This window comes from Methyloversatilis thermotolerans (genome assembly GCF_000372885.1).
GTDB classification, from domain to species: Bacteria; Pseudomonadota; Gammaproteobacteria; order Burkholderiales; family Rhodocyclaceae; genus Methyloversatilis; species Methyloversatilis thermotolerans.
On sequence record NZ_KB889967.1, the window covers coordinates 2,487,556 to 2,511,441 of the forward strand.

At 67.5% G+C, this 23,886-nt stretch carries 22 protein-coding genes; 10 read left to right on the forward strand and 12 right to left on the reverse strand.

What is annotated here, in order from left to right; translation table 11 throughout:
• Positions 1–4: 4 nt before the first annotated feature.
• The 10 genes from bchB to puhE are packed head-to-tail and all read left to right on the forward strand — an operon-like array spanning position 5 to position 12,223.
• The gene (bchB, locus tag A3Q7_RS0111015) at positions 5–1,579 is read left to right on the forward strand and encodes a ferredoxin:protochlorophyllide reductase (ATP-dependent) subunit B (RefSeq protein ID WP_026224720.1); all 1,575 of its coding nucleotides are present in this window, start codon (positions 5–7) and stop codon (positions 1,577–1,579) included.
• On the forward strand, positions 1,554–5,318 hold the full coding sequence (locus A3Q7_RS0111020) for a magnesium chelatase subunit H (protein WP_026224721.1): 3,765 nt from the start codon (positions 1,554–1,556) through the stop codon (positions 5,316–5,318). The genes bchB and A3Q7_RS0111020 overlap by 26 nt, the downstream gene beginning before the upstream one ends.
• Before the next feature lie 31 nt (positions 5,319–5,349).
• Complete coding sequence (gene bchL / locus A3Q7_RS0111025) at positions 5,350–6,279, forward strand: ferredoxin:protochlorophyllide reductase (ATP-dependent) iron-sulfur ATP-binding protein (RefSeq protein ID WP_232417949.1); 930 nt, start codon at positions 5,350–5,352, stop codon at positions 6,277–6,279.
• A gap of 1 nt (position 6,280) precedes the next feature.
• Positions 6,281–6,976, forward strand: coding sequence for a magnesium protoporphyrin IX methyltransferase (gene bchM, locus A3Q7_RS0111030; RefSeq protein WP_018411938.1), 696 nt, complete (start codon positions 6,281–6,283; stop codon positions 6,974–6,976).
• Complete coding sequence (locus tag A3Q7_RS0111035) at positions 6,973–8,415, forward strand: BCD family MFS transporter (RefSeq protein WP_018411939.1); 1,443 nt, start codon at positions 6,973–6,975, stop codon at positions 8,413–8,415. Before bchM ends, A3Q7_RS0111035 begins: the two co-directional genes overlap by 4 nt.
• A 20-nt stretch (positions 8,416–8,435) precedes the next feature.
• Complete coding sequence (puhA, locus tag A3Q7_RS0111040) at positions 8,436–9,206, forward strand: photosynthetic reaction center subunit H (protein WP_018411940.1); 771 nt, start codon at positions 8,436–8,438, stop codon at positions 9,204–9,206.
• A complete protein-coding gene (gene puhB, locus A3Q7_RS0111045) occupies positions 9,203–9,883 on the forward strand; it encodes a photosynthetic complex putative assembly protein PuhB (protein WP_018411941.1) in 681 nt (226 codons plus the stop codon). The genes puhA and puhB overlap by 4 nt, the downstream gene beginning before the upstream one ends.
• A gap of 8 nt (positions 9,884–9,891) precedes the next feature.
• Positions 9,892–10,368 carry a photosynthetic complex assembly protein PuhC gene (gene puhC / locus A3Q7_RS0111050; protein WP_018411942.1) on the forward strand — a complete coding sequence of 159 codons (477 nt, stop codon included), beginning with the start codon at positions 9,892–9,894 and terminating at the stop codon, positions 10,366–10,368.
• The gene (gene acsF, locus A3Q7_RS0111055) at positions 10,365–11,429 is read left to right on the forward strand and encodes a magnesium-protoporphyrin IX monomethyl ester (oxidative) cyclase (protein WP_018411943.1); all 1,065 of its coding nucleotides are present in this window, start codon (positions 10,365–10,367) and stop codon (positions 11,427–11,429) included. Before puhC ends, acsF begins: the two co-directional genes overlap by 4 nt.
• On the forward strand, positions 11,423–12,223 hold the full coding sequence (gene puhE / locus A3Q7_RS0111060; protein ID WP_018411944.1) for a putative photosynthetic complex assembly protein PuhE: 801 nt from the start codon (positions 11,423–11,425) through the stop codon (positions 12,221–12,223). The genes acsF and puhE overlap by 7 nt, the downstream gene beginning before the upstream one ends.
• A gap of 229 nt (positions 12,224–12,452) precedes the next feature.
• Here the strand turns inward: puhE and A3Q7_RS0111065 are convergent, their stop codons facing one another.
• The 12 genes from A3Q7_RS0111065 to A3Q7_RS0111120 form a co-directional block, all read right to left on the reverse strand.
• Positions 12,453–12,908, reverse strand: coding sequence for a CBS domain-containing protein (locus A3Q7_RS0111065; RefSeq protein ID WP_026224723.1), 456 nt, complete (start codon positions 12,906–12,908; stop codon positions 12,453–12,455).
• 177 nt (positions 12,909–13,085) lie between these two features.
• The gene (gene pufC, locus A3Q7_RS0111070; RefSeq protein ID WP_018411946.1) at positions 13,086–14,147 is read right to left on the reverse strand and encodes a photosynthetic reaction center cytochrome PufC; all 1,062 of its coding nucleotides are present in this window, start codon (positions 14,145–14,147) and stop codon (positions 13,086–13,088) included.
• On the reverse strand, positions 14,144–15,121 hold the full coding sequence (gene pufM / locus A3Q7_RS0111075) for a photosynthetic reaction center subunit M (RefSeq protein ID WP_018411947.1): 978 nt from the start codon (positions 15,119–15,121) through the stop codon (positions 14,144–14,146). The genes pufC and pufM overlap by 4 nt, the downstream gene beginning before the upstream one ends.
• 19 nt (positions 15,122–15,140) lie before the next feature.
• The gene (pufL, locus tag A3Q7_RS0111080; protein WP_018411948.1) at positions 15,141–15,965 is read right to left on the reverse strand and encodes a photosynthetic reaction center subunit L; all 825 of its coding nucleotides are present in this window, start codon (positions 15,963–15,965) and stop codon (positions 15,141–15,143) included.
• Positions 15,966–16,073: 108 nt separating this feature from the next.
• A complete protein-coding gene (gene pufA, locus A3Q7_RS0111085) occupies positions 16,074–16,274 on the reverse strand; it encodes a light-harvesting antenna LH1, alpha subunit (protein ID WP_026224724.1) in 201 nt (66 codons plus the stop codon).
• Positions 16,275–16,284: 10 nt separating this feature from the next.
• On the reverse strand, positions 16,285–16,518 hold the full coding sequence (gene pufB / locus A3Q7_RS0111090; RefSeq protein ID WP_018411950.1) for a light-harvesting antenna LH1, beta subunit: 234 nt from the start codon (positions 16,516–16,518) through the stop codon (positions 16,285–16,287).
• Between the two features lie 120 nt (positions 16,519–16,638).
• Positions 16,639–18,075 (reverse strand): chlorophyllide a reductase subunit Z, encoded by a 1,437-nt coding sequence (gene bchZ, locus A3Q7_RS0111095; RefSeq protein WP_018411951.1) that lies wholly within the window; start codon positions 18,073–18,075, stop codon positions 16,639–16,641.
• 43 nt (positions 18,076–18,118) lie between these two features.
• Positions 18,119–19,651 carry a chlorophyllide a reductase subunit Y gene (bchY, locus tag A3Q7_RS0111100; protein ID WP_018411952.1) on the reverse strand — a complete coding sequence of 511 codons (1,533 nt, stop codon included), beginning with the start codon at positions 19,649–19,651 and terminating at the stop codon, positions 18,119–18,121.
• Positions 19,652–19,661: 10 nt separating this feature from the next.
• Positions 19,662–20,681, reverse strand: coding sequence for a chlorophyllide a reductase iron protein subunit X (locus tag A3Q7_RS0111105; RefSeq protein WP_018411953.1), 1,020 nt, complete (start codon positions 20,679–20,681; stop codon positions 19,662–19,664).
• The gene (bchC, locus tag A3Q7_RS0111110) at positions 20,678–21,613 is read right to left on the reverse strand and encodes a chlorophyll synthesis pathway protein BchC (RefSeq protein WP_018411954.1); all 936 of its coding nucleotides are present in this window, start codon (positions 21,611–21,613) and stop codon (positions 20,678–20,680) included. Before bchC ends, A3Q7_RS0111105 begins: the two co-directional genes overlap by 4 nt.
• 78 nt (positions 21,614–21,691) lie before the next feature.
• Entirely contained in the window at positions 21,692–22,900 is a 1,209-nt protein-coding gene (locus A3Q7_RS0111115; RefSeq protein WP_018411955.1) for a methyltransferase, read from the reverse strand.
• Between the two features lie 7 nt (positions 22,901–22,907).
• Complete coding sequence (locus tag A3Q7_RS0111120) at positions 22,908–23,801, reverse strand: polyprenyl synthetase family protein (protein ID WP_018411956.1); 894 nt, start codon at positions 23,799–23,801, stop codon at positions 22,908–22,910.
• Positions 23,802–23,886: the final 85 nt, after the last annotated feature.

The window sequence follows — 23,886 nt, forward strand, 5'->3', positions numbered from 1 at the left end:
CGGCATGCAGCTCACACTCTGGACCTACGAAGGACCGCCCCATGTGGGCGCAATGCGCGTCGCCGCCTCCATGCTCGACGTGCACTACGTGCTGCATGCCCCGCAGGGCGACAGCTATGCCGATCTGCTGTTCACGATGATAGAGCGCAGCGGCCGCCGGCCACCGGTGAGCTACACCACCTTCCAGGCACGCGATCTCGGCGGCGACACGGCGGACATGGTCAAGCGCACCGTGGCGGCCGCCTGGGAACGCTTCCACCCGGCCGCGCTGCTGGTGGGTGAATCCTGCACGGCCGAACTGCTGCAGGACCAGGCCGGGGCACTGGCGCTGTCCATGCAACTGCCGGTACCGGTCGTACCGCTGGAACTGCCCGCCTACTCGCGCAAGGAAAACTGGGGTGCCTCGGAAACCTTCTACCGTCTGGTCCGCAGTGCGCTGAACGAACGGATCGCCGCAGGCCGGGGACGCGAGCGCATGCCGGGCGAAGCGCCGGTCGCCAACATTCTCGGTCCCACTCTGCTCGGCTTCCGTTGCCGCGACGATGTGCAGGAGATCCGCCGCCTGCTGGAATCGCTCGGAGTGACGGTGAATGTGGTCGCGCCGCTGGGCGCGCACTACGCCGATCTGCAGCGCATCGCGGATGCCGACTTCAATGTCGACCTCTATCCCGAGGTATCCAGCCTCACCTGTGGCTGGCTGCAGCGCACCTTCGGTCAGCCGCACACGCACACGGTGCCGATGGGTGTCGGCGCCACGCGCGACTTCATCGACGAGGTGGCCGCTCTGGCGGGTCTGGACGGCACCGACCGCCTGCTCGATGCGGGCCTGCCCGGCGCCGGCGCACCCGCCGACTGCCGCCTGCCCTGGTATGCACGCTCGGTCGACTCGACCTATCTGACCGGCAAGCGCGTCTTCGTCTTCGGCGATGCCACGCATGCCATCGCCGCCGCCCGCATCGCCAGCGAAGAAATGGGATTCACCGTCGCCGGCCTGGGCTGCTACGGCCGCGAGTCGGCGCGGGAGCTGCGTGCGGCGGCTGCGCGCTACGGCGTCGCCGCGCTGATCACCGACGACTACCTCGAGGTCGAACGCGCCATCACCGAGGCCGCGCCTGAACTGATCCTGGGCACGCAGATGGAACGTCATATTGCGAAGCGCCTGGGCATCGCCTGCGCGGTGATTTCCAGTCCCATCCATGTGCAGGACGTTCCAGCCCGGCACAGTCCGGTATTCGGCTTCGAAGGGGCGAATGTCCTGTTCGACAGCTGGATCCACCCGCTGGTCATGGGGCTGGAGGAACACCTGCTGCAGATGTTCCGCGATGACTTCGAATTCAACGACGCCGCACCGGCTTCCCACCTGCCCGCGGTCGTGCGGCAGACCATGGCGGTCGCCGATGTGGCCGCAGACAAGGACTTGCCGACGTGGACCGAGGAAGGCGAACGCGAGCTGAAGAAGATTCCCTTCTTCGTCCGGGGAAAGGCACGCCGCAACACCGAAACGTTCGCCCGCAGCCTGGGCCTGAGTTGCATCACGGTGGAGACACTTTACGATGCCAAAGCTCACTTCTCGCGCTGAAGCCGAGGTGCTTCACACGCCGGTGCGCGTGGCCATCATCACGATGGACACACATCTGGCAAGCGCCACCGAAAGGGCGCGCAGCCAGCTTCGCCGCACACTGGCTTCGCTGCAGCTCGAAGTGTATGCGGCCGCGGAATGGATCGCCCGTCCCGAGGCGCTGGCGCGCTGCGAACAAGCCATCGCCACCGCCGACGTGCTCATCGTCAGCATGCTGTTCATGGAGGAGCACTACCGGCCGGTGTTGCCGGCGCTGACGGCGCGGCGCAACGCATGCGATGCCATCGTATGCATCATGTCCGCGCCCGAGGTGACGCGGCTGAGCCGGCTCGGCCGCTTCGACATGCAGGCGCAGCCGAGCGGCGCACTTGCTCTGCTGAAGCGGCTGCGCGGCCAGACCGGCAAGGACAGGCCGGCCTCGTCCGGCGAGCGGCAGATGCGCATGCTGCGCCGGCTGCCCAAGCTGCTGCGCTTCATTCCGGGCACCGCGCAGGACGTGCGCGCCTATTTCCTGACCCTGCAGTACTGGCTGGCCGGATCGCAGGACAATGTGGCGAACATGGTGCGCATGTTGATCGACCGCTATGCCGACGGTCCGCGCGCCGCCTTGCGCGGCAAGGTGCCGGCGGCGGCGCCGGTCGAGTACCCGGATGTCGGCCTCTACCACCCCGACCTGCCTGCGCGCATCACCGAAGCTCAGGCCAGTCTGCCGGCGGCGCAGTCCGGCGGCACGGTCGGCGTGCTGTTGATGCGTTCATACCTGCTGGCCGGCAACGCGGGGCATTACGACGGCGTGATCCGTGCGCTCGAGGCACGCGGCATGCGCACCATACCGGCCTTCGCCACCGGACTGGATGCGCGCCCCGCGGTCGAGCGCTTCTTCATCCGCGATGGTCGGCCGACGGTGGACGCCGTCGTGTCGCTCACCGGCTTCTCGCTGGTGGGTGGCCCCGCCTACAACGACGCTCATGCCGCCGAAGCGCTGCTGACCAGGCTCGACGTGCCCTATATCGCCGCGCATCCGGTCGAGTTCCAGACGCTGGAGCAATGGGGTGCCTCCGGACGGGGCCTGATGCCGGTCGAGAACACCATCATGGTGGCCATACCGGAACTGGATGGCGCGACCCAGCCCATGGTGTTCGGTGGCCGTTCCGACGGACAGGGCGGTCGCTGCGAAGGCTGCGCACGCTGCTGCAGCTTTCCCCCCAGCGAAGGCGGGCGCGACATGCATGTGTGCGCCGAGCGCGCGGAACAGCTCGCCGCGCGCGTGGATGCCCTGGTCGCGCTGCGCCGTACCGAGCGCGCGAACAAGCGCGTGGCCATCGTGCTGTTCAACTTTCCTCCGAATGGCGGCGCCGTCGGCACCGCCGCCCACCTGTCGGTGTTCTCTTCGCTGTACCGCACGCTAACCGCCCTGTCGCGTGAAGGCTATGCGGTGGATCTGCCGGCCGACGAACAGGCGCTGCGCGACCGCCTGCTGCACGGCAATGCGGAACGCTTCGGTACGCCGGCCAATGTCGCCTGCCGGATTCCGGCCGAGGAGCACATCCGGCGCGAACCGTGGCTGGCCGACATCGAGGCGCACTGGGGCCCGGCGCCCGGCCGTCACCTGAGCGACGGCCGCCACCTCTTCGTTCTTGGCGAGCACTTCGGCAACGTGTTCGTGGGCCTGCAGCCGCCCTTCGGCTACGAAGGCGATCCGATGCGCCTGCTGTTCGAGCAGGGCTTCGCCCCCACGCATGCCTTCGCCTGCTTCTACCGCTGGCTGCGCGACGACTACGCCGCACACGCGGTGCTGCACTTCGGCACTCATGGCGCACTGGAATTCATGCCCGGCAAGCAGGCGGGCCTGTCCGGACGCTGCTGGCCGGAACGGCTGATCGGCGCGCTGCCCAACATCTATCTGTACGCCTCCAACAATCCGTCGGAAGGGGCGCTGGCCAAGCGCCGTTCGGGCGCGACGCTGATCAGCTACATGACGCCACCGATCACCGAAGCCGGTCTTTATGCCGGATTGGCCGACCTGAAGTCGTCGATAGAAAGATGGCGCAGGCACGCGCCGGACGATGAACCGGAAGCCTTGCTCGCGCTGATCCGCTCGCAGGCGGAGGCGCTGGAACTCGAATGCGCGGACGACATGCATGGCGAAACGTACGTGCAGGGACTGTGCACTGCGGTGAGCGAACTCGAACACACGCTCATCCCGTGCGGCCTGCACGTGGTCGGCGAAGTGCCCACGCCGGTCGAGCGCGCGGACCTGCTGCGCGCGGTGGCACGCGCCCGCTACGCGCTGGAGCTGAACGATGCGACGGTGGACGCGCTGCTGGCCGGTCAGCCGGCCGATGCGGTCGCCGCCGCCGGCGGTCCAGCCACGGCGACACCGGCGCCCGGCGCGCTGGACGAACTCATCGTCACCGCGCGGCTGCTGGCGCAGGAACACGAAATCGATGCCCTGCTGCGCGCACTCGACGGCCGCTTCACTCGACCCGCGCCCGGCGGCGATCTGCTGCGCACACCCGATGTGCTGCCCACCGGACGCAATCTGCATGGCTTCGACCCCTTCCGCATTCCGAGTGCCTACGCGGTGATGGACGGGGCGCGCCAGGCGGCGCGCCTGCTGGCGCGGCACGTCGACGACGGCCATGCCTTCCCCGAGTCCATTGCCATGGTGCTGTGGGGCACCGACAACCTGAAGACCGAGGGCGGGCCGATCGCGCAGGCGATGGCGCTGATGGGTGCGGCACCGCGCTTCGACAGCTATGGCCGGCTGGCCGGCGCGCGACTGGAGCCGCTGGACACGCTCGGACGCCCGCGCGTCGACGTGGTGATCACGCTGTCCGGCATTTTCCGCGACCTGATGCCGCTGCAGATCCGCATGCTGGCCGAGGCGGCCCATCTGGCCGCCTGCGCGGACGAGGACCCGGCGCTCAACTTCGTGCGCAAGCATGCGCTCGCCTACCAGGCCAGCCACGGCTGCGATCTTGAAACCGCCGCGCTGCGCGTGTTCGGCAATGCCGAAGGCGCCTATGGCGCCAACGTGAATCACCTGATCGAGAACAGTTGCTGGGACGAAGAGGACGAACTGGCCGAAACCTACACCCGCCGCAAGGGCCACGCCTACGGTCGCGATGGCCTGCCGGTCGCGCACACCGGTCTGCTGTCCAGCATGCTGGCCGACGTCGAGCTCACCTACCAGAACCTCGAATCGGTCGAACTGGGGGTGACCACCGTGGACACCTATGTCGACACGCTGGGCGGCATCTCGCGTGCAGTGCGCCGTGCGCGCGGCGCCGATGCGCCCGTGGCGCCGGTCTACATCGGCGACCAGACCACCGGCGGCGGCACCGTGCGCACGCTCGATGAACAGGTGGCGCTGGAGACACGCACGCGCATGCTCAACCCCAAGTGGTACGAAGGCATGCTGGCACACGGCTATGAAGGCGTGCGCCAGATCGAGGCCCACATCACCCACACCCTCGGCTGGTCCGCCACCACCGGCCAGGTGTCGCCCTGGATCTATCAGCAGCTCACCCAGACCTTCATGCTGGACGAAGGCATGCGCAGCCGGCTCGCGGAACTGAACCCGACCTCAGCGGCGCGCGTCGCGCAGCGCCTGCTGGAGGCGCACGACCGCCGCTACTGGCAGCCCGACGAGGGTGTTCTGTCGCGGTTGATGGAAGCCGGCAACGAACTGGAGGACAGGCTGGAAGGCGTGTTCCCCCAGCAGGCCCGCGCATGAAGGTCCTTCCCCACCCCACCAGGAGTCCACAGTGACCACCCCAATGACGACCACCCGCATCGCGCTGGACCGCATCCCCGTGCGGCGCAGTCCGGGTCCGCCCGATGGCGAAGGCAGCGTGCAGGTCCATCAGGACCCCGGCCTGCAGATCACGACCGCCAAGGTGTTCGCGGTCTATGGCAAGGGAGGGATAGGCAAGAGCACCACCTCGTCCAACCTGTCGGCGGCCTTTTCCAAGCTGGGCAAGCGCGTGCTGCAGATCGGCTGCGATCCGAAGCACGACTCGACCTTCACCCTCACAAAATCGCTGGTACCCACCGTGATCGACATGCTGGAAAGCGTGGACTTTCATACCGAGGAACTGCGGCCGGAGGACTACGTGTTCACCGGCTACAACGGCGTCATGTGCGTGGAAGCGGGGGGTCCGCCTGCGGGCACCGGCTGCGGCGGTTACGTGGTCGGCCAGACGGTGAAGCTGCTGAAGGAGCACCACCTGCTCGACGACACCGACGTGGTGATCTTCGACGTGCTGGGCGACGTGGTGTGCGGCGGCTTTGCCGCACCGCTGCAGCATGCCGACCGCGCGCTGGTGGTGACGGCCAACGATTTCGACTCCATCTTCGCGATGAACCGCATCGTCGCCGCCATCCAGGCGAAGTCGAAGAACTACAAGGTGCGCCTCGGCGGCGTGGTGGCGAATCGCAGCAGCGGCACCGACCAGATCGACCGCTTCAATGACCGTGTCGGGCTCAGCACCATGGCCCGCTTTCCCGATCTGGATGCCATCCGGCGTAGCCGGCTGAAGAAGGCCACCCTGTTCGAAATGGATACCTGTCCGGAAGTCGAGGCGGTGCAGCAGGAATACCTGCGCCTGGCCGCCGCGCTCTGGGCCGGTTCGGAGCCTCACATCGCTGCGCCGATGAAGGACCGCGACCTGTTCGACCTCCTGGGATTCGACTGACATGGATACACACTATCTGCAGCGACGCGGCCAGATTGCCACCTATTTCGATCGCACGGCCGCCGACACCTGGGCCCGGCTGACATCGGATGCGCCGGTCGGTCGCATCCGCGCCACGGTGCGCGCAGGTCGTGATCGCATGCGCGAACTGCTGCTCGGCTGGCTGCCGCAGGACCTGCGCGGGCGGCGCCTGCTCGATGCCGGCTGCGGTACCGGTGCCCTGGCGGTCGAGGCGGCGCGCCGCGGTGCTTCAGTGGTCGCGGTGGACCTGTCGCCGACACTGATCGGCATCGCCGCACAGCGCGTGCCCGCCGGACTGAGCCGTCACATCGAATACATCGCCGGTGACATGCTGGACGCGTCGCTGGCCGAGTTCGACCACGTCGTCGCGATGGATTCGCTGATCCACTATGCACCAACCGAGGTGGTGCAGGTACTGGCCGGCCTTTCGGCACGCTGCCGGCACAGTCTGCTGTTCACCTTCCCGCCGCGCACGCGCGCCCTGGCGGCCATGCACTTCGTGGGCCGCCTGTTCCCGCGTGGTGAGCGGGCGCCGGAAATCGCACCGGTCAGCGAGCGCCGACTGCGCCACCTGCTCGACACGACTCCGGGGCTGCTCGATGTCGGCGTCGGCCGCACGCAGCGCGTGGCCAGTGGCTTCTACACCTCGCAGGCAATGGAACTGATCAGGCCATGACTGCCGGCCACGCCCATTCTCCGGTCAATCGCGTCGCGCGCCTGTGGCTGGGTGTAAGCACACGCTTCCTGCCGTTCGCGGATGCGGCGAGCGACCAACTGCCGCTGGGCCGCCTGCTGCGCCTGTCGCTGTTCCAGGTGTCGGTGGGCATGTGCACCGTGCTGCTGATCGGGACGCTGAACCGCGTCATGATCGTGGAAATGGGTCTGGCCGCCACCCTGGTTGCGGTCATGGTATCGCTGCCACTGCTGTTCTCGCCGTTCCGCGCGCTGCTGGGCTATCGCTCGGACACGCACCGCTCGGCGCTGGGCTGGCGTCGCGTACCCTATCTGTGGATGGGCTCGCTGCTGCAGTTCGGCGGTCTCGCCATCATGCCCTTCGCGCTCATCCTGCTGTCGGGCGACAGCCAGGGCCCGGCCTGGGTGGGTCAGGCGGGCGCCGCACTCGCCTTCCTGCTGGTCGGCGCCGGCATGCAGACGGTACAGACCGCCGGACTGGCGCTGGCCGGCGACCTGGCGCCTGCGGAAAATCGTCCGCGCGTGGTGGCGCTGATGTACCTGATGCTGCTGGTGGGCATGGTGGGCAGTGGCCTGGTGTTCGGCTGGCTGCTGTCGGATTTCAGCCCGCTCAGGCTGATCAAGGTGGTGCAGGGTGCCGCGTTGCTCACCATGGCGCTGAACATCGCCGCGCTGTGGAAGCAGGAGCCGCGCGGGCGGACTGTGGACGACAGTCCGCCCCTCCCCTTCCGCACCATGTGGTCGCAGTTCGCCACGCATGCGCGTGCCGTGCGCTATCTGCTCGCACTCGGTCTGGGGACCGCAGCCTTCAGCATGCAGGACATCATCCTCGAGCCCTATGGCGCCGAAGTGCTGCACATGGGCGTGGGTTCGACCACGGCACTGACCGCGCTGATGGCGGTCGGTGCGCTGCTCGCGTTCGCGCTGGCCGCGCATGCGCTGGCCTCCGGCGTGCATGCATGCCGGGTTGCCGCGCTGGGTGCGCTGACCGGCATCGTCGCCTTCTCCGCCGTGGTATTCGCCGAACCGATGCATTCGACCGCGCTGTTCCGCGCCGGCGTCGGCCTGATCGGCTTCGGCGGCGGGCTGTTCTCGGTCGGCATGCTGACTGCCGCGATGGGCCTGGAGGACGGCGGGCTGCACGGACTGGCCCTCGGCGCCTGGGGCGCGGTGCATGCGAGCACGACCGGACTGGCCATCGCGCTCGGTGGCACGCTGCGGGACGCCGTGTCCGCACTGGCCATGACCGGCGCCCTGGGCACCGCGCTGGAGTCGCCAGCGACCGGCTACAGCTTCGTCTATCACATCGAAATCTACATGCTGTTCGCCTGCCTGGTCGCCCTCGGACCGCTGGTGCGCAGCACCCCGCCCGCGTCGGCACGCACCGGCGCGAAATTCGGACTGGCCGATCTACCCGGCTGAATACCTGCAGGAGGAAAGACATGGGCACCGGCGCATTCACACAGTATTTCGACGTGGCACAGGTGGTTCTCTACCTGTTCTGGATATTCTTCGCGGGACTGATCTATTACCTGCACCAGGAGAGCAAGCGCGAAGGCTATCCGCTCGAGTCCGACCGCTCAGGGCATATCCGGGTCCAGGGCTTTCCCGCCATTCCCGACCCGAAAACCTTCCGGCTGCAGGACGGACGCACGGTCACGGTTCCCAATGACAGGCGCTCACCGCAGGAACTGAAGGCGGTGCCGAGCGCACCCTGGCCCGGTGCGCCGCTCGAACCCACCGGCGACCCCATGCTCGATGGCGTCGGGCCGGGCGCATGGTCGGATCGCGCCGACCTGCCCGACCTCACCTACAGCGGCGAGCTGAGACTGGTGCCGCTGCGTGATGCACCGGCCTACGGCGTCGCGCACCAGGACATCGATCCGCGCGGCCTGCCGGTGCTTGGCGCCGACGGCGGGCAGGGCGGCGTGGTGCGCGATCTGTGGGTGGATCGTTCGGAAGCAATGTTCCGCTACCTCGAACTCGATGTCGCGGTCGGTGGCGGAACCCGCTCCGTACTGTTGCCGATGAACTTCTGCCGCGTCGGTCGCGACGCGGTGCGCGTGCAGTCCATACTTGGACACCAGTTCGCCAACGTGCCCCAGCCCAAGGCGAACGACCGCATCACGCTGCTGGAAGAGGAAAAGGTGATGGCCTATTACGGCGGCGGCACGCTGTATGCCGAGGCCTCTCGCCGGGAGCCGCTGCTGTGAGCGCGCCGCGCCCGGTCGCGAGCCATGGGCATGAACACGAGTTCGAGCCGGCGCTCGGCCTGCCGGAAACACTGCCGGCTGGCGAGACCGTCCTCTGGCAGGGGTCGCCATGCTGGCGCCGCCTCGCCCGCGAGCGCTTCCACCTGCGCGCCATCGCCGCCTACTTCGCACTGATCCTGCTGCTGCGCGCAAGCTATGTGTACGGCGAGGGCGGCAGTGCGCAGGATGCGCTGCTCGCGGCAGCGCTGCCACTGCCGCTGATGGCGGCCGCGACCGGCATGCTCGCGCTGATCGCCTGGCTGAGCGCACGCACCACGGTCTATACACTGACCGACCGGCGCATCGTGATGCGCATCGGCATCGTGCTCAGCCTCACCTTCAACCTGCCCCTGGCGCGCATCACCGCCGCCGATGTGCGGCGCCTGCGCGACGACTGCGGCCATATCGCGCTGCACATCGGTGAGCCCGACCGCATCGCCCTGGTTCATCTGTGGCCGCATGCGCGTCCCTGGCATTTCGCGCGTCCGCAACCCATGCTGTGCTGCATCGCCGATGCGGAAGGCGTGAGTGCATTGCTGTCGCGGGCCTGGCTGGCGGTGCATGCACGCACCGGTCAGATCGGACAGCCTGCCGCCGCACCGGTACGCACGCTGCCTGGCGGTCTGGTCGCATCGTGAGCGCCGCCATGAAAGCCCATGCACATGACGATCCCGGCCTTGCGCGAGGTCCGCTGCTGGCCATCGGTGGGCTGCTGTGCGGCGTCATCGTCGCGGTGGCCGGGGTGCGCCTTTCCGGCGCCGACATCCGGGTGCCGGACGCGCCGGCCACCGAAGTCCGTTCCCTGCGCTTCGAGGACCGGGCGGATGGCAGCATCGTCGTGATCGATGCCGCCAACGGCGCGCAGATCGACCGCTTTGTCGGTGAGCACGGCTTCGTCCGCGGCGCGCTGCGCGGCCTGGTGCGCGAGCGCCGTCGCCAGCAGATAGGCGCCGCAGAACCTTTCCAACTGGTCGCCCGCGCCGACGGACGACTCACCCTGATGGATCGCAGCACCGGTCAGCGCGTGGACCTCGAGTCCTTCGGACCGGTCAACGCCGCTGACTTCGGGCGGCTGCTGCGCGCATCGCCCGACCGAGCTATCGCTCAAGGAGTCCAGCCATGAGTCACGCACCGACCGTTCCGCTGTCCATCGAAGCCACCGACCGCGCGCGTACCAGCACGGTACTCAGCCCGCGCTTCTACACCACCGACTTCGCCGCCATGGAGCGCATCGACGTGAGCGCGGTGCGCGCCGAGTGGGACGCCACCATGCAGGAGTACGAGGGCGACAACAACCATGACCACTTCCAGCGTACCGCCGACTTCGCCGAGCAGATCCGCGAACTGCCGCCCGAACTGCACCGCGAATTCATGGACTTCCTGATCAGCTCGATCACCTCGGAATTCTCCGGCTGCGTGCTGTACAACGAAATCAAGAAGCAGGTCGACAACCCGGACATCAAGGCGCTCATGGGTTTCATGGCCCGCGACGAGGCGCGCCACGCCAATTTCCTGAACATGTCGCTGAAGGACTACGGACTGGGCGTGGATCTGGGCAATCTGAAGCGGACCAAGCGCTATACCTACTTCAAGCCCAAGTACATCTTCTACGCCACCTACCTGTCCGAGAAGATCGGTTACGCGCGCTACATCACCATCTACCGGCAACTGGAACGTCATCCGGAGCTGAGATTCCATCCGATCTTCCGCTGGTTCGAACGCTGGTGCAACGACGAATTCAGGCACGGCGAATCGTTTGCGCTCATCCTGCGCGCTCACCCTCACCTTCTGCGCGGCGCCAATCTGCTGTGGGTGCGCTTCTTCCTGCTCGCCGTCTACGTCACGATGTATGTGCGCGACCACATGCGGCCGGCGCTGCACGATGCGATGGGCCTGGATGCGGACGACTATGATTTCCGCGTGTTCCGCATCACGTCCGACATTTCCAGGCAGGTGTTCCCGCTGACGCTGGATACCGACAGTCCCGCCTTCCGTGCCGGCCTGCGCAAGCTCTTCCTGACCGCGCAGGCGCATGAGGCGGCGCGCCAGCGCGGCGGGGTGGCCGGTCTGCTCACGCGGGCACGCTGCATCGCGTCGGCGGCCCTCACCTTCGGCCGGCTCTATCTGCACCCGGTGCGGCGCAACGAGCTGCCCGCGACGGTGCGCGTGGCACCGGCATGGTGATGATGGACGGCATCACGGTCGGCCTCGTGCTGCCAGGCCTGTTCACTCTGGCGCTGTGGTGGCTGAGCACGGGGCTGATCCTCTACCTCGACGGACTCCATCCGCGGACCTTCCGCGCCAGCATGGGCGTCGTGACCGTGCTCGCGCTGTGCGCACTGGCGCTGACCGGACATGCGGCCGATCTGAGCGGTCCTTCCGCGGCCTATCTCGGCTTTGCGTGCGCGCTGACGCTATGGGGATGGATGGAGCTGAGCTTCCTGACCGGCTGGATCACCGGACCGGTACGACAGGCGGCGCCGCCCGGCTGTGCCGCATCCGCGCACTTCGTGCGCGCGGTCCAGGTGGTGCTGCACCACGAACTGGCCATCGCGACCGGTGCGCTGCTGCTATGGGTGCTCACCCGTGACACGGCCGATCCGGTGGCGCTGCACGCCTACCTGCTGCTGTGGGTGATGCGGGTCAGCGCCAAGCTCAATCTGCACTTCGGGGTACGCAATCTCGGCGACGCCCTGCTGCCGCCGCATCTGCACTATCTGCGCAGCTACTTCCGGCAACGCCGCATGAATGCACTGTGGCCGTTTTCGATGATCGGCTGCCTGCTGCTGACCGCGCATCTGGTCGATGGCGCCGCGCGCGCGCCCGCCGGCAGCGCGGAACAGGTGTCCGCGGCGCTGCTCGCCACACTGGCCGGGCTGGCCGGGCTGGAGCATCTGTTCATGATGCTGCCGGTACCACTGGACGGATTGTGGAAGTGGGGCACGCGATCGCGTGCCGCCATGCGTCGTACCGGCTGACACGCCGCTGCATGATACGGGGGAACGCGCCGTACAGCCGGCAACGCAGTGTCCCTTGTCTGCGCACACCGCACACCAGGTTTCCTTTGATCTTCAGCCGTTCTGACACCCGTGCCGGCACCCGGAGCGCCCGCTGACGCCCGCCGGAAATCGTTGCCCCGGGGCCGCTGGCACAATCGCGTGATGATCCGGCACCGGCGCGCGATCACGCCGGGCACCCGCCGCCGCGTCACCCCCCGCTGCGCACGCGCGCAAAGAACAGGCCGCGATTGATGTCGCCGATGCTCACCATGCCCACCAGCCTTCCGTCCTGCGCGACCGGCATGCGCCGGAAGTTCTTCACACCCATCAGCGAGGCCGCTTCGAGCACCGGCGTTTCCGGCGCCAGCGCGAGCGGGTTGCGGGTCATCACCTGCTCGGCCTTCATCGCCAGCACCGCATCGTAGCCTTCCTCCATCGCCAGGAAGTCCCGCGTGCCGACATTGTCGTGGATGTAGTCGCCCAGCTTCGGATACATGGGCAGCATGATGTCGCGCACCGATACGATGCCTATCAGCTCGTGCTGCGTGCCCACGACCGGAATCGCGCCGCAATGACGGCTCAGCATGTGGATCACGACCGAATGCACGCTGTCGCCGGGGGCGGCGCACAGTACGCCGGTTGACATGACCTGTTGGACTTGCATGACCCTCTCCTCCGCGCAGTGCTCGCGGGGCGGCCAGGCCGGGCGGAACTGCACGCCGTGGTGTCCGGTACCGCCCCCGCGGATACGCTGTCTGGCCCAGCGCGGAGGAGAGAGCCGCGGTGACGGCCCGGACGAGGTAGCCGGGCGGCTCGGGCCGCCTGGTTCAGTGCGCGTGGATCACTGGCCGGGCGCCGCGCCGGCGGCAGGCTGCGGCGGAAGGGCCGCCTGGGCACCGGCCGCGCTGAGGGCCATGTAGTCCTTCAGCATGGAGCTGCCATAGAGCGGCTTGTACGCCCCCTGATGACAGGTTGCGCAGTTCACCTTCGCGACATCGCCCTCGCTGCCCTTGCGATGCGGCGGAAAGGTGTCGGTCAGCGGCTCCATATACGTCGTATTGAGATCCCGTGCCATGCGTATGCCGTGCCAGGCGGTCACCCGCTGTGGCGTGCTCTCCTTCCACGGTGCGAAGGCGCGGCTGTTGTGGCAGTAGGTGCAATTCACGCCCAGTCCGTCGGCCATGTGCATCATCAGTCCGTAAGTGGCCTCGGTGGCTGCCATGGAACCATAGGGCGCGGTCGGCAATGCGGTGCTTGTGTTGACGCGGATGTCCTCGGCTTTCAACAGATAGCGATTGAACGCGTCATAGGGGAGCGAGGCATAGGCCACCGCCGCGTCCGGCGTGTTCTGCGCCATCTTGTTGCCTGCTGCGCGCAGCGCATGCTTCTGTGGTGCCGGCTGGAACCACACCTCGGCCGGTACCGGCATGCCGCGATGACAGGTGTAGCAGGTGACGCCGGTATCGGCGACATGCGCCTTCCAGTCGGCATTGATGTGCTGCGTCATCTGTATCATGCGCCGCGCCACCACCTTGGTGTACAGACTGTCGTCGGCCAGGTTCTGCAGATTGTGGCAGTAGGCGCACCCCTGCTGCGGCGCTACCCAGCCGGTCATGGCCACCATGAGCCGGGTGAACTCGGCCACGCTGACATCGCCCAGCACCTTCACGTTCTGGTACACCTCGGACGCCTTCTGGCCTTCGCGCGGGGCCGCTGGCGTCGCGGCCGGCACGACGTTCTTCTCCTGCTCGCCTTCGAGGATGCGCGGGTTGTAGACCTCGACCATCGCGGTGCCACGGAAGCCGCGCTGCACCGTGTCGATCGGCGGCCGTTCGCAGGCCGACAGCAGCAGGCCAGCCCCCAGCATGGACATCACACGCAGTGCCGCATTCAGCGTACTCATGGTTGCGCTCCTTGCACGGTGGCCGGATCGACGACGGTGCCGAACACGGCCGGATACATCGGTGCGACGTGATGCTTGACCGCCCACAGATACCAGTTGTCCACCACGGTGCCGGTGAGCAGGATGCCGATGCCGCCGGTCAGCGGGCACAGCACGGCGAACCACCAGGCCCAGCGGTGTATCGATTCCATCGATGCGTTGAATCCCATGGTCCAGCGCCAGAACAGCGCGGCACGCTCGCTTGCCGTGCCGCGATCGACGATCTGCTCGATCTCGCGCTCGCCGCCGAAGCGGCTGACCGCAAGTATGGTGGCGCCGTGCATCGCGAACAGCAGGGTCGAGCCGTAGAGGAAGGCGATGGACAACATGTGGAAGGGGTTGTAGAACAGGTTGCCATAGCGGATGGAGAACGCCGCCGTCCAGTCAAGGTGGGGAAAGATGCCGAAGGGCACCGCCTCGGACCACGACCCCATCAGCACCGGCCGGATGAAGCCCAGCACCAGATAGAGCCAGATCGCCGCGGCGAATGCCCACGCCACATGCGTACCCATGCCCAGCGCACGCGCCCGGCGGTACATGCGTACCCACCACAGCAGGATGGACACGGTCAGGAAGAAGCCGGCCATCAGCCACCACCCGCCCTCGTTCAGAGGCGGCAAGGACAGGCCGTAGTGCGCGGGCGGCGGCTCCAGCGCCAGCCAGAACAACTGGCGGACGAATTCGCGCGGATCCCAGTTCACCGAAGCCATCATGTTGAGGCCGATGATTTCGAAGGCGATGAAACCGCAGATGAGCGACGCCAGTCCGAACCAGCCAAGGTAGATGGGACCGATCTGGGCGTCGCCCAGCCGGCCGAACAGATGCACATCGGTCGGCGTGCCGACCCGTTCGCGATCGTCGCGCCCGGTCGATACACCGGGAAACAGGGGTCCATGGACCTGGACCTGGGTAAACAGATTCTGGTACTCGGCCATGACGCTCTCCTTGTGTTTGTCAGCGCCACACGGGCAGGTTGAGCCACCAGGTCCACCACTCGGGCCATCCGCGTGTCCAGAACGGACCGCTGATGACGATGCACACGGCGCTCCAGAAACCTGCGGACAGGGCCAGGAAGAGGCCCAGGCGGTGCACGCCCAGCGTGCCGATGGAGTAGCCGATGGCGTCGCGGAAGAAGGTGTTCTCGTGATCCGGCGTCTTCACCACGCCGTCATCGGGTGGATTGGTGGCCGACAGGATGAGGGCGCCGTGCAGCGACAGCGCCAGCGTGGTCGCGAAGAAGCAGCTCACCGCGATCATGTGCGCCGGGTTGTAGTGGAAGTGCAGGTACTGATAGCCGGTATTCGACACCCAGTCGAGATGGCTCATGATGCCGTACGGAAAGCCGTGTCCCCAGGCGCCCAGCAGCAGCGGACGGAACACCACCAGCGTCACATAGGCCAGTATCGCGACCGAGAACGCCACCGGCACGTGGTAGCCCATGCCCAGCTTGCGGCATATTTCGACCTCGCGCAGCGCCCAGGACACGAAGGCACCGATCGCGCACACCGTGATGAGCTGCCACAGGCCGCCTTCCATCAGCGGTGCCATGCCCAGCCCGTACTTCAGGTCGGGGGGCGCGATATTGATCTGCCAGAGATTCCAGGTCGGCCCCTGAGAGGCGCCCCAGATGATGAGCAGCGTGCCCAGCAGCGCGAAGAAGATGCTGGTGACGCCGAAGAAGCCGACATAGAAGGGGCCGACCCAGAAGTCGAACAGGTCGCCGCCAATCAGGGTCCCCCCCCGTATGCGGTATTTTTTTTCGAAACTGAGCATGGACATGCCGGGCCTCCTTACTTATGTCGTTTCTTGTGCATGTGCCGCAGATGCCAGCGGGCCCGCAGTCACGAGGCCGGGCGGACCCGGTCCTCGTGCGCGTGCGCGACTTCGCTACTGCACCTGCCGCATCGCCACCGGAGCTGGCATCGCGTGCTGCGCGGTTGCCGCCGGCTTCTTGCTCGGGCCTTCTATCCAGTTGAAGCGATCGGTGCTGAGCAGGATGAAGTGGATCAACAGCGCCAGCACCATGAGGAAGGTGAACAGCGCCACCAGCGATCTGCGGGGATCGAAGAGCAACCACATACGCCACATATCGGATCTCCTATGCCTGATAGATGTACGGAACGACCGCGTGCGCCGCCGCCTTTGCGCTGTCGATCAGCGATGCATAGCCGTCCACGCCGGGGAACCAGGGACGCCAGTTCCAGACGAGGATGTGGGCGATGATCGCGACCACCAGAAAGACGATGAAGCTGGTCATGAATATGGCGTGGAATTCCCGCGCCTCGGACTCTGTCAGACCTGACAGCGATCCGCTTCTATTGCCATCATCCATTGCTGTTACCTCCTGATGGGCCTTTCGGCCTGCGCCGCGCACCTCCCGCGCGGCGGGGACTTGCGGAGCAGACGACGCCCCGGAAGACGGTTGATCCGGCACAGGGCGCGTACGGCGGCCTCATGTCGTTTCCAGTACTTGGCGCAAGCGCGCCTCGGTCACGCGCGCCTCGTCGGCGGCGCGGGCATCGCGCTCGACGCGATCGCGCAGTCTTTTCGCGGCGGAGATGCGCACCAGGAAAGGCTGTTGTTCGAGGTGCAGGTCGAGCAGCCGGCGAGCGGCCTCGTCCCACGGACGCGCATCGTCCGAGCCGCGCGCCGGCGTGGCCTCGACCCGGTCCAGTTCGGTCGCCAGCGGCAGGATGTGGAACAGCGCATCGAACAGCGCGTTGCACACCTCCTGCACCAGATAGGTGGCGCCGGCATAGCCCATGAACGGCGTGCCGGTATGGCGGCGGATGAGGGCGCCAGGAAAGGACGCCGGTATGTAGCTTCCGCGCCCGCCGCACTCGGCCATGTACATGCGCTCGTTGTAGCTGCCGAACATGACCAGCGGCGCATGCCGGCGCACCAGCGCGCGCACCGCGTCGTTGTCGGTCTTGGTTCCTGCCGTGCGCGACACGGCGAAGGCGCAGGGCAGTCCCATGTCCTCCTCCAGGAAGCGGCGCACGCCGCGCGCATAGGTATCGCCCGCAACCACGGCGAAACTGGCGGTACCGAAGAAGTCCTGCGTGACCGAGCGCCACAGATCCCACAGCGGCTTGATCGTGGTGTGCTTCTCGCGCTCGATGAAGGGCTCGGGGTCGAGCCCGGTCAGCTCCCCCAGCGTGCGCAGGAAGCGCGTGGTCGAGTGCAGGCCGATCGGCGCCCGCAGCCACGGACGCTCCAGCGACTCGCACAGCAGTTCGCCGAATTCGCGATACATGCAGACGTTGACATCGGCATCGACCAGCTTCGGCACATCGGCAAGATGACTGCCGAGCGGGAACACCATGTTCACGTCGCACCCGACCCCTTCGACCAGGCGGCGGATCTCCGCCAGATCGCTGGGCATGTTGAAGGTGCCGTAGATCGGCCCGATGATGTTCACCCGTGGCCGGCAGCCGGCGGCGCGCGGCGGGCGCGGCGGAATGCGCTTCGCGCCGTATTGCGTCCACAGCCAGTTGATCGCGCGGTTCGCGCTCTGCCACTGGTCCTCGTCTATCGTGCGCGGCAGGAAGCGCTGGATATTGCTGCCTTCCGGCGTCACGCCGCCGCCTATCATTTCGGCGATGGATCCGGTCACCACCACCGCCGGCAGATCCGGATCCAGCACGGTGTGGGCGCGTCGCATGCTGGCTTCGGTCCCTTCGCGGCCAAGCTGTTCCTCGGCCAGCCCGGTGACCACGATGGGCAGTTCGTGCGGCGGCAGGCCATCGGTGTAATGCAGCACCGAAGTGACCGGCAGGTTCTCGCAACCGACCGGACCGTCGATCACCACCTGCAGGCCCTTGATCGCGGTGAAGGCATACACCGCGCCCCAGTAGCCACCTGCACGATCGTGGTCGAGTATCAGCATGATGCACTCCCGGCGCGCGGCGACATGGCATTCGGATGCAGCGTCATACCGCCTCCTCGACATTGCGCTGCTTCGCCATGCGCGCGAGCTTGGCGCGATAGGCGGCGCGGTATTCCGGGCGGTCGCGCGGCACGTCCTGCCACACGCCGGCGGCATGTCCGCTGCCCACCCCGGCGAAGAAATCATTCATCGCGTCGAAGCGATGCCGGTTGCCGATCGCGCCATTGATCACCGCGGCGAGCGACGCTGCGCCGGCCGGTCCCATCAACGGACGTGCGGAAATGAGGTTGGTGAAGTACAGCGCCGGCGTGCGCGCCTCCTTCGCCGCCTGCACCACCGGCGTAGTGCCGATGGCCAGATCCGGCTTGAACTCACGGAAAGCGGCAATATCCTGTTCCAGCGAGGCGCGGTACTGCACATGCACACCGTGCGCGCTCAGCCACTCGAGGTCCGCGGCGCTGTGCGGGGTCTGCGGGCAGGCGGTGCCGACATAGCGCAGATCGGCGCCGCATTCCACCAGCAGGCGCGCCACCAGCAGCTCCGAGCCCTCATAGCCGGACAGCGTGATGCGCCCCCTGACCGGATTGGCCGCCAGCGCGCCGCGTATCGCGGGCAGGAAGCGGTTGCGCGCCGCGTCGATCCGCTCCTGGCCGATATTGGCGGCGCGACCTATGGCCTGCAGCCAGGCATCGGTGCCGTCATGCCCTATGGGCGCCGAGCCGACCACCGGCCGTCCCGCCGCCTCGAACTCGCGGAAGCTGGCGGTGTAGAAAGGATGAATGGCGCCGGCGACGGCACAGTCCAGCGCCGCATACAGCTCGCGCCATTCGCGCGTCGGCACCACCGGTCCGGCCGCCAGTCCCATCGGTTCGAGCAGCGCACCTATCGTGACCGGATCGACCGGGAACATTTCGCCCACCAGCGCGACGGTGGGGCGGTCCGCCACACCGTTGCGCGGCGCCTGCACCGGCCCCTGCTCCGCCTCGTGCCGCGCGTAGCGCAGCATCGCGCCGGCCAGCACGTCCTTGGCCTCGGCATGCGTCGGCACCCCGAAGCCGGGCACGTCTATGCCGATGATGCGTACCCCGTCGATCTCCTTCGGCAGCAGTTGCAGCGGCACGCCGCTGGCCGTCGGCACGCACAGGTTGATGATGACCACCGCGTCGTACTGCGCCGGATCGGCCAACTTGTAGACCGCTTCACGGATATCCTCGAACAGCTTGCCGGTGACCAGGGTTTCGCTGTTGAACGGCACGTAGCCGACGCTGCGTCGTGCACCGTAGAAATGAGACGTGAAGGTGAGCCCATAGACGCAGCAGGCGGAGCCGGACAGCACGGTGGCGGTGCGACGCATGCGCAGTCCCACACGCAGCGAGCCGAAGGCAGGACACATGCTCTGCGGCTGGTCGTGCGGCCCCTTCGGGTAGTCGGCCGCGTAGCCATCCAGCGCCGCGCTCTTGCCGGCGGCGCGCGCGGCGGCCTCCATCTGTTCGCGTCCCGCGTGACAGCCGTGACCGTCGCCCTTCAATGCGGCGGTGTTGATGATGTGTGTATCAGCGGTGCCGGAAAGTGTCATGACCGCCGCCTCACACCGTGTCGTACACGACTTCGAGCGAGGGCCTGGCGATCACGTCGCGGCCCAGCATGTCGGCCGCCGTCGCTGGCGTCATGACGTAGTCGCGTCCAGTCACGTCGGCCGAGAACAATCCGAGCAGCCCGTCCTGGGACAGCGGCGCCGGACGCACCGGCTGCGACTCAGCGACATTCAGTGCGAGCGCCTCGAACAGGCCGCCCCACTGTCCGCCGGGACGACCGATGATTTCGTAACTGGCGCTCTTGCGGCGGATGTCATCGTGCGCCGGAATGGAAGCGAGCACCGGGATGCCGACCGACTGCGCGAAGGCCTGCGCCTCGCCGGTGCCGTCGTCCTTGTTGATCACCAGACCGGCCACGCCGACGTTGCCGCCGAGCCTGCGGAAATACTCGACCGCGCTGCACACATTGTTCGCCACATACAGCGATTGCAGGTCATTGCTGCCGACCACGATCACCTTCTGGCACATGTCGCGTGCGATCGGCAGACCGAAACCGCCGCACACCACGTCGCCAAGAAAGTCGAGCAGCACGTAGTCGAAGCCCCAATCATGGAAACCGAGCTTCTCCAGCGTCTCGAAGCCGTGGATGATGCCGCGGCCGCCGCAGCCCCGCCCCACCTCGGGACCACCCAGCTCCATCGCGAACACGCCGTCGCGCTTGAAGCAGACATCGCCGATGCTGACCTCTTCGCCAGCCAGCTTCTTGCGCGAGCTCGTCTCGATGATGGTGGGACAGGCCTTGCCGCCGAACAGCAGGCTGGTGGTGTCGCTCTTCGGGTCGCAGCCTATCAGCAGCACCTTCTTGCCCTGCTGCGCCATCATGTAGCTCAGATTGGCGAGCGTGAAGCTCTTGCCTATGCCGCCCTTGCCGTAGATCGCGATGATCTGTGTCCGCTTCCCCGCCTCGCCGGTGGGTACCGCATCGGGTTCGATGGCCGCTTCCGCCCGCAGGGCCTCTAGACGGTCGAACCGGACCGGGTGCACCGGTGACGTGCCGCACGCTTGGCTCATGACATCTTTCTCCAGTCGAGAATCATCTTCAGGCAGGATGGATCGGCGAATGCCACCGGGTAGGCCTCATCCGCGGACTGGGCGTCGCACTGGTGGGTGATCAGGTCGTCCAGCGACAGGCGGCCGGTGGCGGCGAGATTGCGTACATGCAACAGGTCCTGCGGCTGCCACTGCGCGGCGACGCGCAGCCGCGCCTCGCGCATGAAAGCGGGTGGAAAGGCAAAGGACAGCGGCTCGTCGTAGAAGCCGGCGAGCACAATGTCGCCGCGCGGCGCCAGGCGGGCGATCAGCACGTCCAGCATGCCCGGATCGCCGCTTGCATCGACGATGCAGGCATAGTCACGACGGGTATCGAGTTCGGGTGGCATCACCATGTAGCCGCTGCCGCCACCGGCGCGCATCGGATTGCGCTCCCACACCACCGGCTCGCCGCCGGCGATCACGGTCAGTCGGGCGAGAAGGCGGCCGAGCACGCCGTGGCCGATGATCAGTTCCGGCAGGCGCGGCGCATCGTCGATGGCATGCCAGGCGGTCGCGGCGAGTGCCAGCAGCACGCCGCGCTCGGCCATGGATTCGGGAATGTGCAGCGCGCGTTCTTCCGGCACCACGAGTGCGGACGCCGAGCCGCCGAACAATCCGCGCACCTCGCCGAAGCAGCGCGCCCCGGGCACGAACACGCGCTCGCCGATGCGATGCGCTGCGCCCTCTCCCGCCGCCGTGACGCGACCGACGGCCTCATAGCCGGGGACCAGCGGATAGCCCATGCCGGGAAACGGCGGCATGCGGCCGGACCACAAGAGTTTCTCGGTGCCGGTACTGATGCCGCTCCAGTCGACCTCCACCTGCAGGTCGCCCGGTCCCATGGGATCGAGTTCGAGTCGCCGCAGCGCGATCTGCTGGGGTTGCTGCAACACCACCGCCAAGCCGTCCATGGTCCACTCCGTCGTGGTCACTGCGTCAAGACACCGATACGTCATTCTATGTTGACCGTTCAATATGTCAACTAAAAATTACACTCCGCCTGTTTGCCCACAGGGACGCGCCACCAGTACCGAGGTCTGCATCGGGATGCGGGTGGGCAGGCGGCCGATCTGGCAATAGCCGGCCGCGCGCAGCATCGCGGCCAGTTGTTCTTCGGTGCGGGGACGGCCACGACCCATGGCCATCAGGTAGAAGCCGAAGTAGGCATCGGCGACCGCTTCCGAGCCACTGACGCCGGCCAGCGGCTCGGCGATCAGCAGGGTGCCGTCGGCAGGCAGGCAGTCGCGCACCGCGCGCAGCAACTGCATCACCTCGGCATCGTCATGGTCGTGCAGCACGCGTACCAGACTGACCAGATCGGCGCCCTGCGGCAGCGCATCGCTGAAGAAGGACCCTGCATGGACGCTGGCGCGGTGAGCCAGGCCGGACGCGGCCAGCCGGTCGCGTGCGCGCGCAACCACCGGCGGCAGGTCGAACAGTTGCAGTTGCAGGCGCGGCGCGCGTGCCGCCGCCGCAGTCAGGAAGCTGCCGTCGCCACCGCCGACGTCGAGCAGGCAGCGATGCATGGCGACCGGGTAGACATCCAGCACCTGGCTGGACACCAGAGGCTGAGAAGCCGCCATCAGCGCGGTGTAGGCCGCCACCGCGTCGTCACCCAGACGCGTCGGGTCGGCATCTGACGCATAGGCCCAGTAGCCGGCAAGCTTGCTATCGGCACCCGCGCCGCGCAGCAGTGCCAGCGGGTCCTCGAAATCGCGATAGACGCGTCCGTGGTGCTCGATCATCGCAGCCAGCCCGGGCTGCGCGTGCAGCGCCGCCCCGCGCAGGGACAGGCCATAGCGCCCGCCGCTGCGGCGCGACAGCAGGCGCAGTGCGACGGCGGCATCGAACAGGCGCGTCACGGCCTCCTGGCCAAGCCCGGTCAGGGCCGCCACCTCCGCGGCGGTACGCGAGCGCTCGGCCAGCAGCGCGAACACGTCCAGCCGTATGCAGGCCAGCAATATCTGCGAATAGATGAATCCCGCGCACAGATCGAACAGCGCCGCCGCCTCGCGACGGGCCTTGCCGCGGGTGAGCGGCAAGGTGGTCAGCACCCGCTGCATGCGCGCGCTGAGCAGCAGCTTCGCCAGCGCATCGCGCAGCCGGTCGGCGACGCCGTCGCGCCGGGGTGGCTGCGACCAGGCATGCGGCGGCGGTCCGTCGCCCATGCCCAGGCGGTCGCCGGCTGCGGTAGACATGGCTGGATCAGGCGGCACAGGCGACGATGTCCTGCGGCAGCAGCCGGCGCGCCTCGACCGCCAGCACGGCGCGCAGACCTTCGGCACCCGAGCAGGCGGGCACTGCGTCGATGGCGTTCTGCACCAGTTGCTGCAGATGGCGGATGGCCCCCCTCAGGCCCATTTCGCGTACCGCGCTGGGCCGCCCGAGCGCCGCATCGCGGCCGACCGGCTTGCCGATGCGTTCTTCGCTGGACGCCGCATCGAGCACGTCATCGGCGACCTGGAACGCTTCGCCCATGCAGTCACCGAGCGCGCGCCACGGTCCGGGGTCGGCCCCCGCGGCCGCCGCCCCCGCCATGGTCGCCGCCGCGAACAGGGCGCCGGTCTTGCTCTGCTGATAGGCGCGCAGATCGACTTCGCTCTCGCATTCCAGCGCCTGCCCGGCGACGATGCCCGACGGTACGCCCACGCCGCGGCCGATCACCGACAGCAGCGGCAGCAGTCGATAGGGCGCATGAGCCGCGCCGCGCGCCAGCGTCTGGAAGGCCAGCACGATGAGTGCGTCACCGGTCAGCACCGCGATGCGCTCGCCGAAAGCGCTGTGCACCGAAGGCCGGCCGCGACGCAGCGGCGAATCGTCGAAGCACGGCAGATCGTCATGCACCAGCGATGCGCAGTGCAGCAGTTCGATCGCGGCCGCCGCGTGATCCGCGATCGAGGTGTCGTCCTCGCCGCAGGCGCAGGCCACCGCCAGGCAGAGCCGGGGGCGCACGCGGGCGCCGCCCGGGAACACGGCGTGGCGTATGGCGCCTGCCAGCAGCGGCGGGCAGCCCGGACCGTCGACATGCGACAGCGCGCTGATCAGTGACTGTTCTATCGCCGTACTCAACGCTGTTTCGATGCGTTCGATGCCATCCATGACGCCCTCCCCCGGTGATGTGTCGCACGTCAACATTGATTACCAACGCGACATGTCATTTACTCTAGACACTCAAACCGTCATC

Bases quoted from the DNA above. Each gene is read 5' to 3' on its own strand.
- bchB (WP_026224720.1), top strand. From the start codon at position 5: ATGCAGCTCACACTCTGGACCTACGAAGGACCGCCCCATGTGGGCGCA.
- A3Q7_RS0111020 (WP_026224721.1), top strand. From the start codon at position 1,554: ATGCCAAAGCTCACTTCTCGCGCTGAAGCCGAGGTGCTTCACACGCCG.
- bchM (WP_018411938.1), top strand. From the start codon at position 6,281: ATGGATACACACTATCTGCAGCGACGCGGCCAGATTGCCACCTATTTC.
- A3Q7_RS0111035 (WP_018411939.1), top strand. From the start codon at position 6,973: ATGACTGCCGGCCACGCCCATTCTCCGGTCAATCGCGTCGCGCGCCTG.
- puhA (WP_018411940.1), top strand. From the start codon at position 8,436: ATGGGCACCGGCGCATTCACACAGTATTTCGACGTGGCACAGGTGGTT.
- puhC (WP_018411942.1), top strand. From the start codon at position 9,892: ATGAAAGCCCATGCACATGACGATCCCGGCCTTGCGCGAGGTCCGCTG.
- acsF (WP_018411943.1), top strand. From the start codon at position 10,365: ATGAGTCACGCACCGACCGTTCCGCTGTCCATCGAAGCCACCGACCGC.
- puhE (WP_018411944.1), top strand. From the start codon at position 11,423: ATGGTGATGATGGACGGCATCACGGTCGGCCTCGTGCTGCCAGGCCTG.
- A3Q7_RS0111065 (WP_026224723.1), bottom strand. From the start codon at position 12,908: ATGCAAGTCCAACAGGTCATGTCAACCGGCGTACTGTGCGCCGCCCCC.
- pufC (WP_018411946.1), bottom strand. From the start codon at position 14,147: ATGAGTACGCTGAATGCGGCACTGCGTGTGATGTCCATGCTGGGGGCT.
- pufM (WP_018411947.1), bottom strand. From the start codon at position 15,121: ATGGCCGAGTACCAGAATCTGTTTACCCAGGTCCAGGTCCATGGACCC.
- pufL (WP_018411948.1), bottom strand. From the start codon at position 15,965: ATGTCCATGCTCAGTTTCGAAAAAAAATACCGCATACGGGGGGGGACC.
- pufA (WP_026224724.1), bottom strand. From the start codon at position 16,274: ATGTGGCGTATGTGGTTGCTCTTCGATCCCCGCAGATCGCTGGTGGCG.
- pufB (WP_018411950.1), bottom strand. From the start codon at position 16,518: ATGGATGATGGCAATAGAAGCGGATCGCTGTCAGGTCTGACAGAGTCC.
- bchZ (WP_018411951.1), bottom strand. From the start codon at position 18,075: ATGCTGATACTCGACCACGATCGTGCAGGTGGCTACTGGGGCGCGGTG.
- bchY (WP_018411952.1), bottom strand. From the start codon at position 19,651: ATGACACTTTCCGGCACCGCTGATACACACATCATCAACACCGCCGCA.
- A3Q7_RS0111105 (WP_018411953.1), bottom strand. From the start codon at position 20,681: ATGAGCCAAGCGTGCGGCACGTCACCGGTGCACCCGGTCCGGTTCGAC.
- bchC (WP_018411954.1), bottom strand. From the start codon at position 21,613: ATGGACGGCTTGGCGGTGGTGTTGCAGCAACCCCAGCAGATCGCGCTG.
- A3Q7_RS0111115 (WP_018411955.1), bottom strand. From the start codon at position 22,900: ATGTCTACCGCAGCCGGCGACCGCCTGGGCATGGGCGACGGACCGCCG.
- A3Q7_RS0111120 (WP_018411956.1), bottom strand. From the start codon at position 23,801: ATGGATGGCATCGAACGCATCGAAACAGCGTTGAGTACGGCGATAGAA.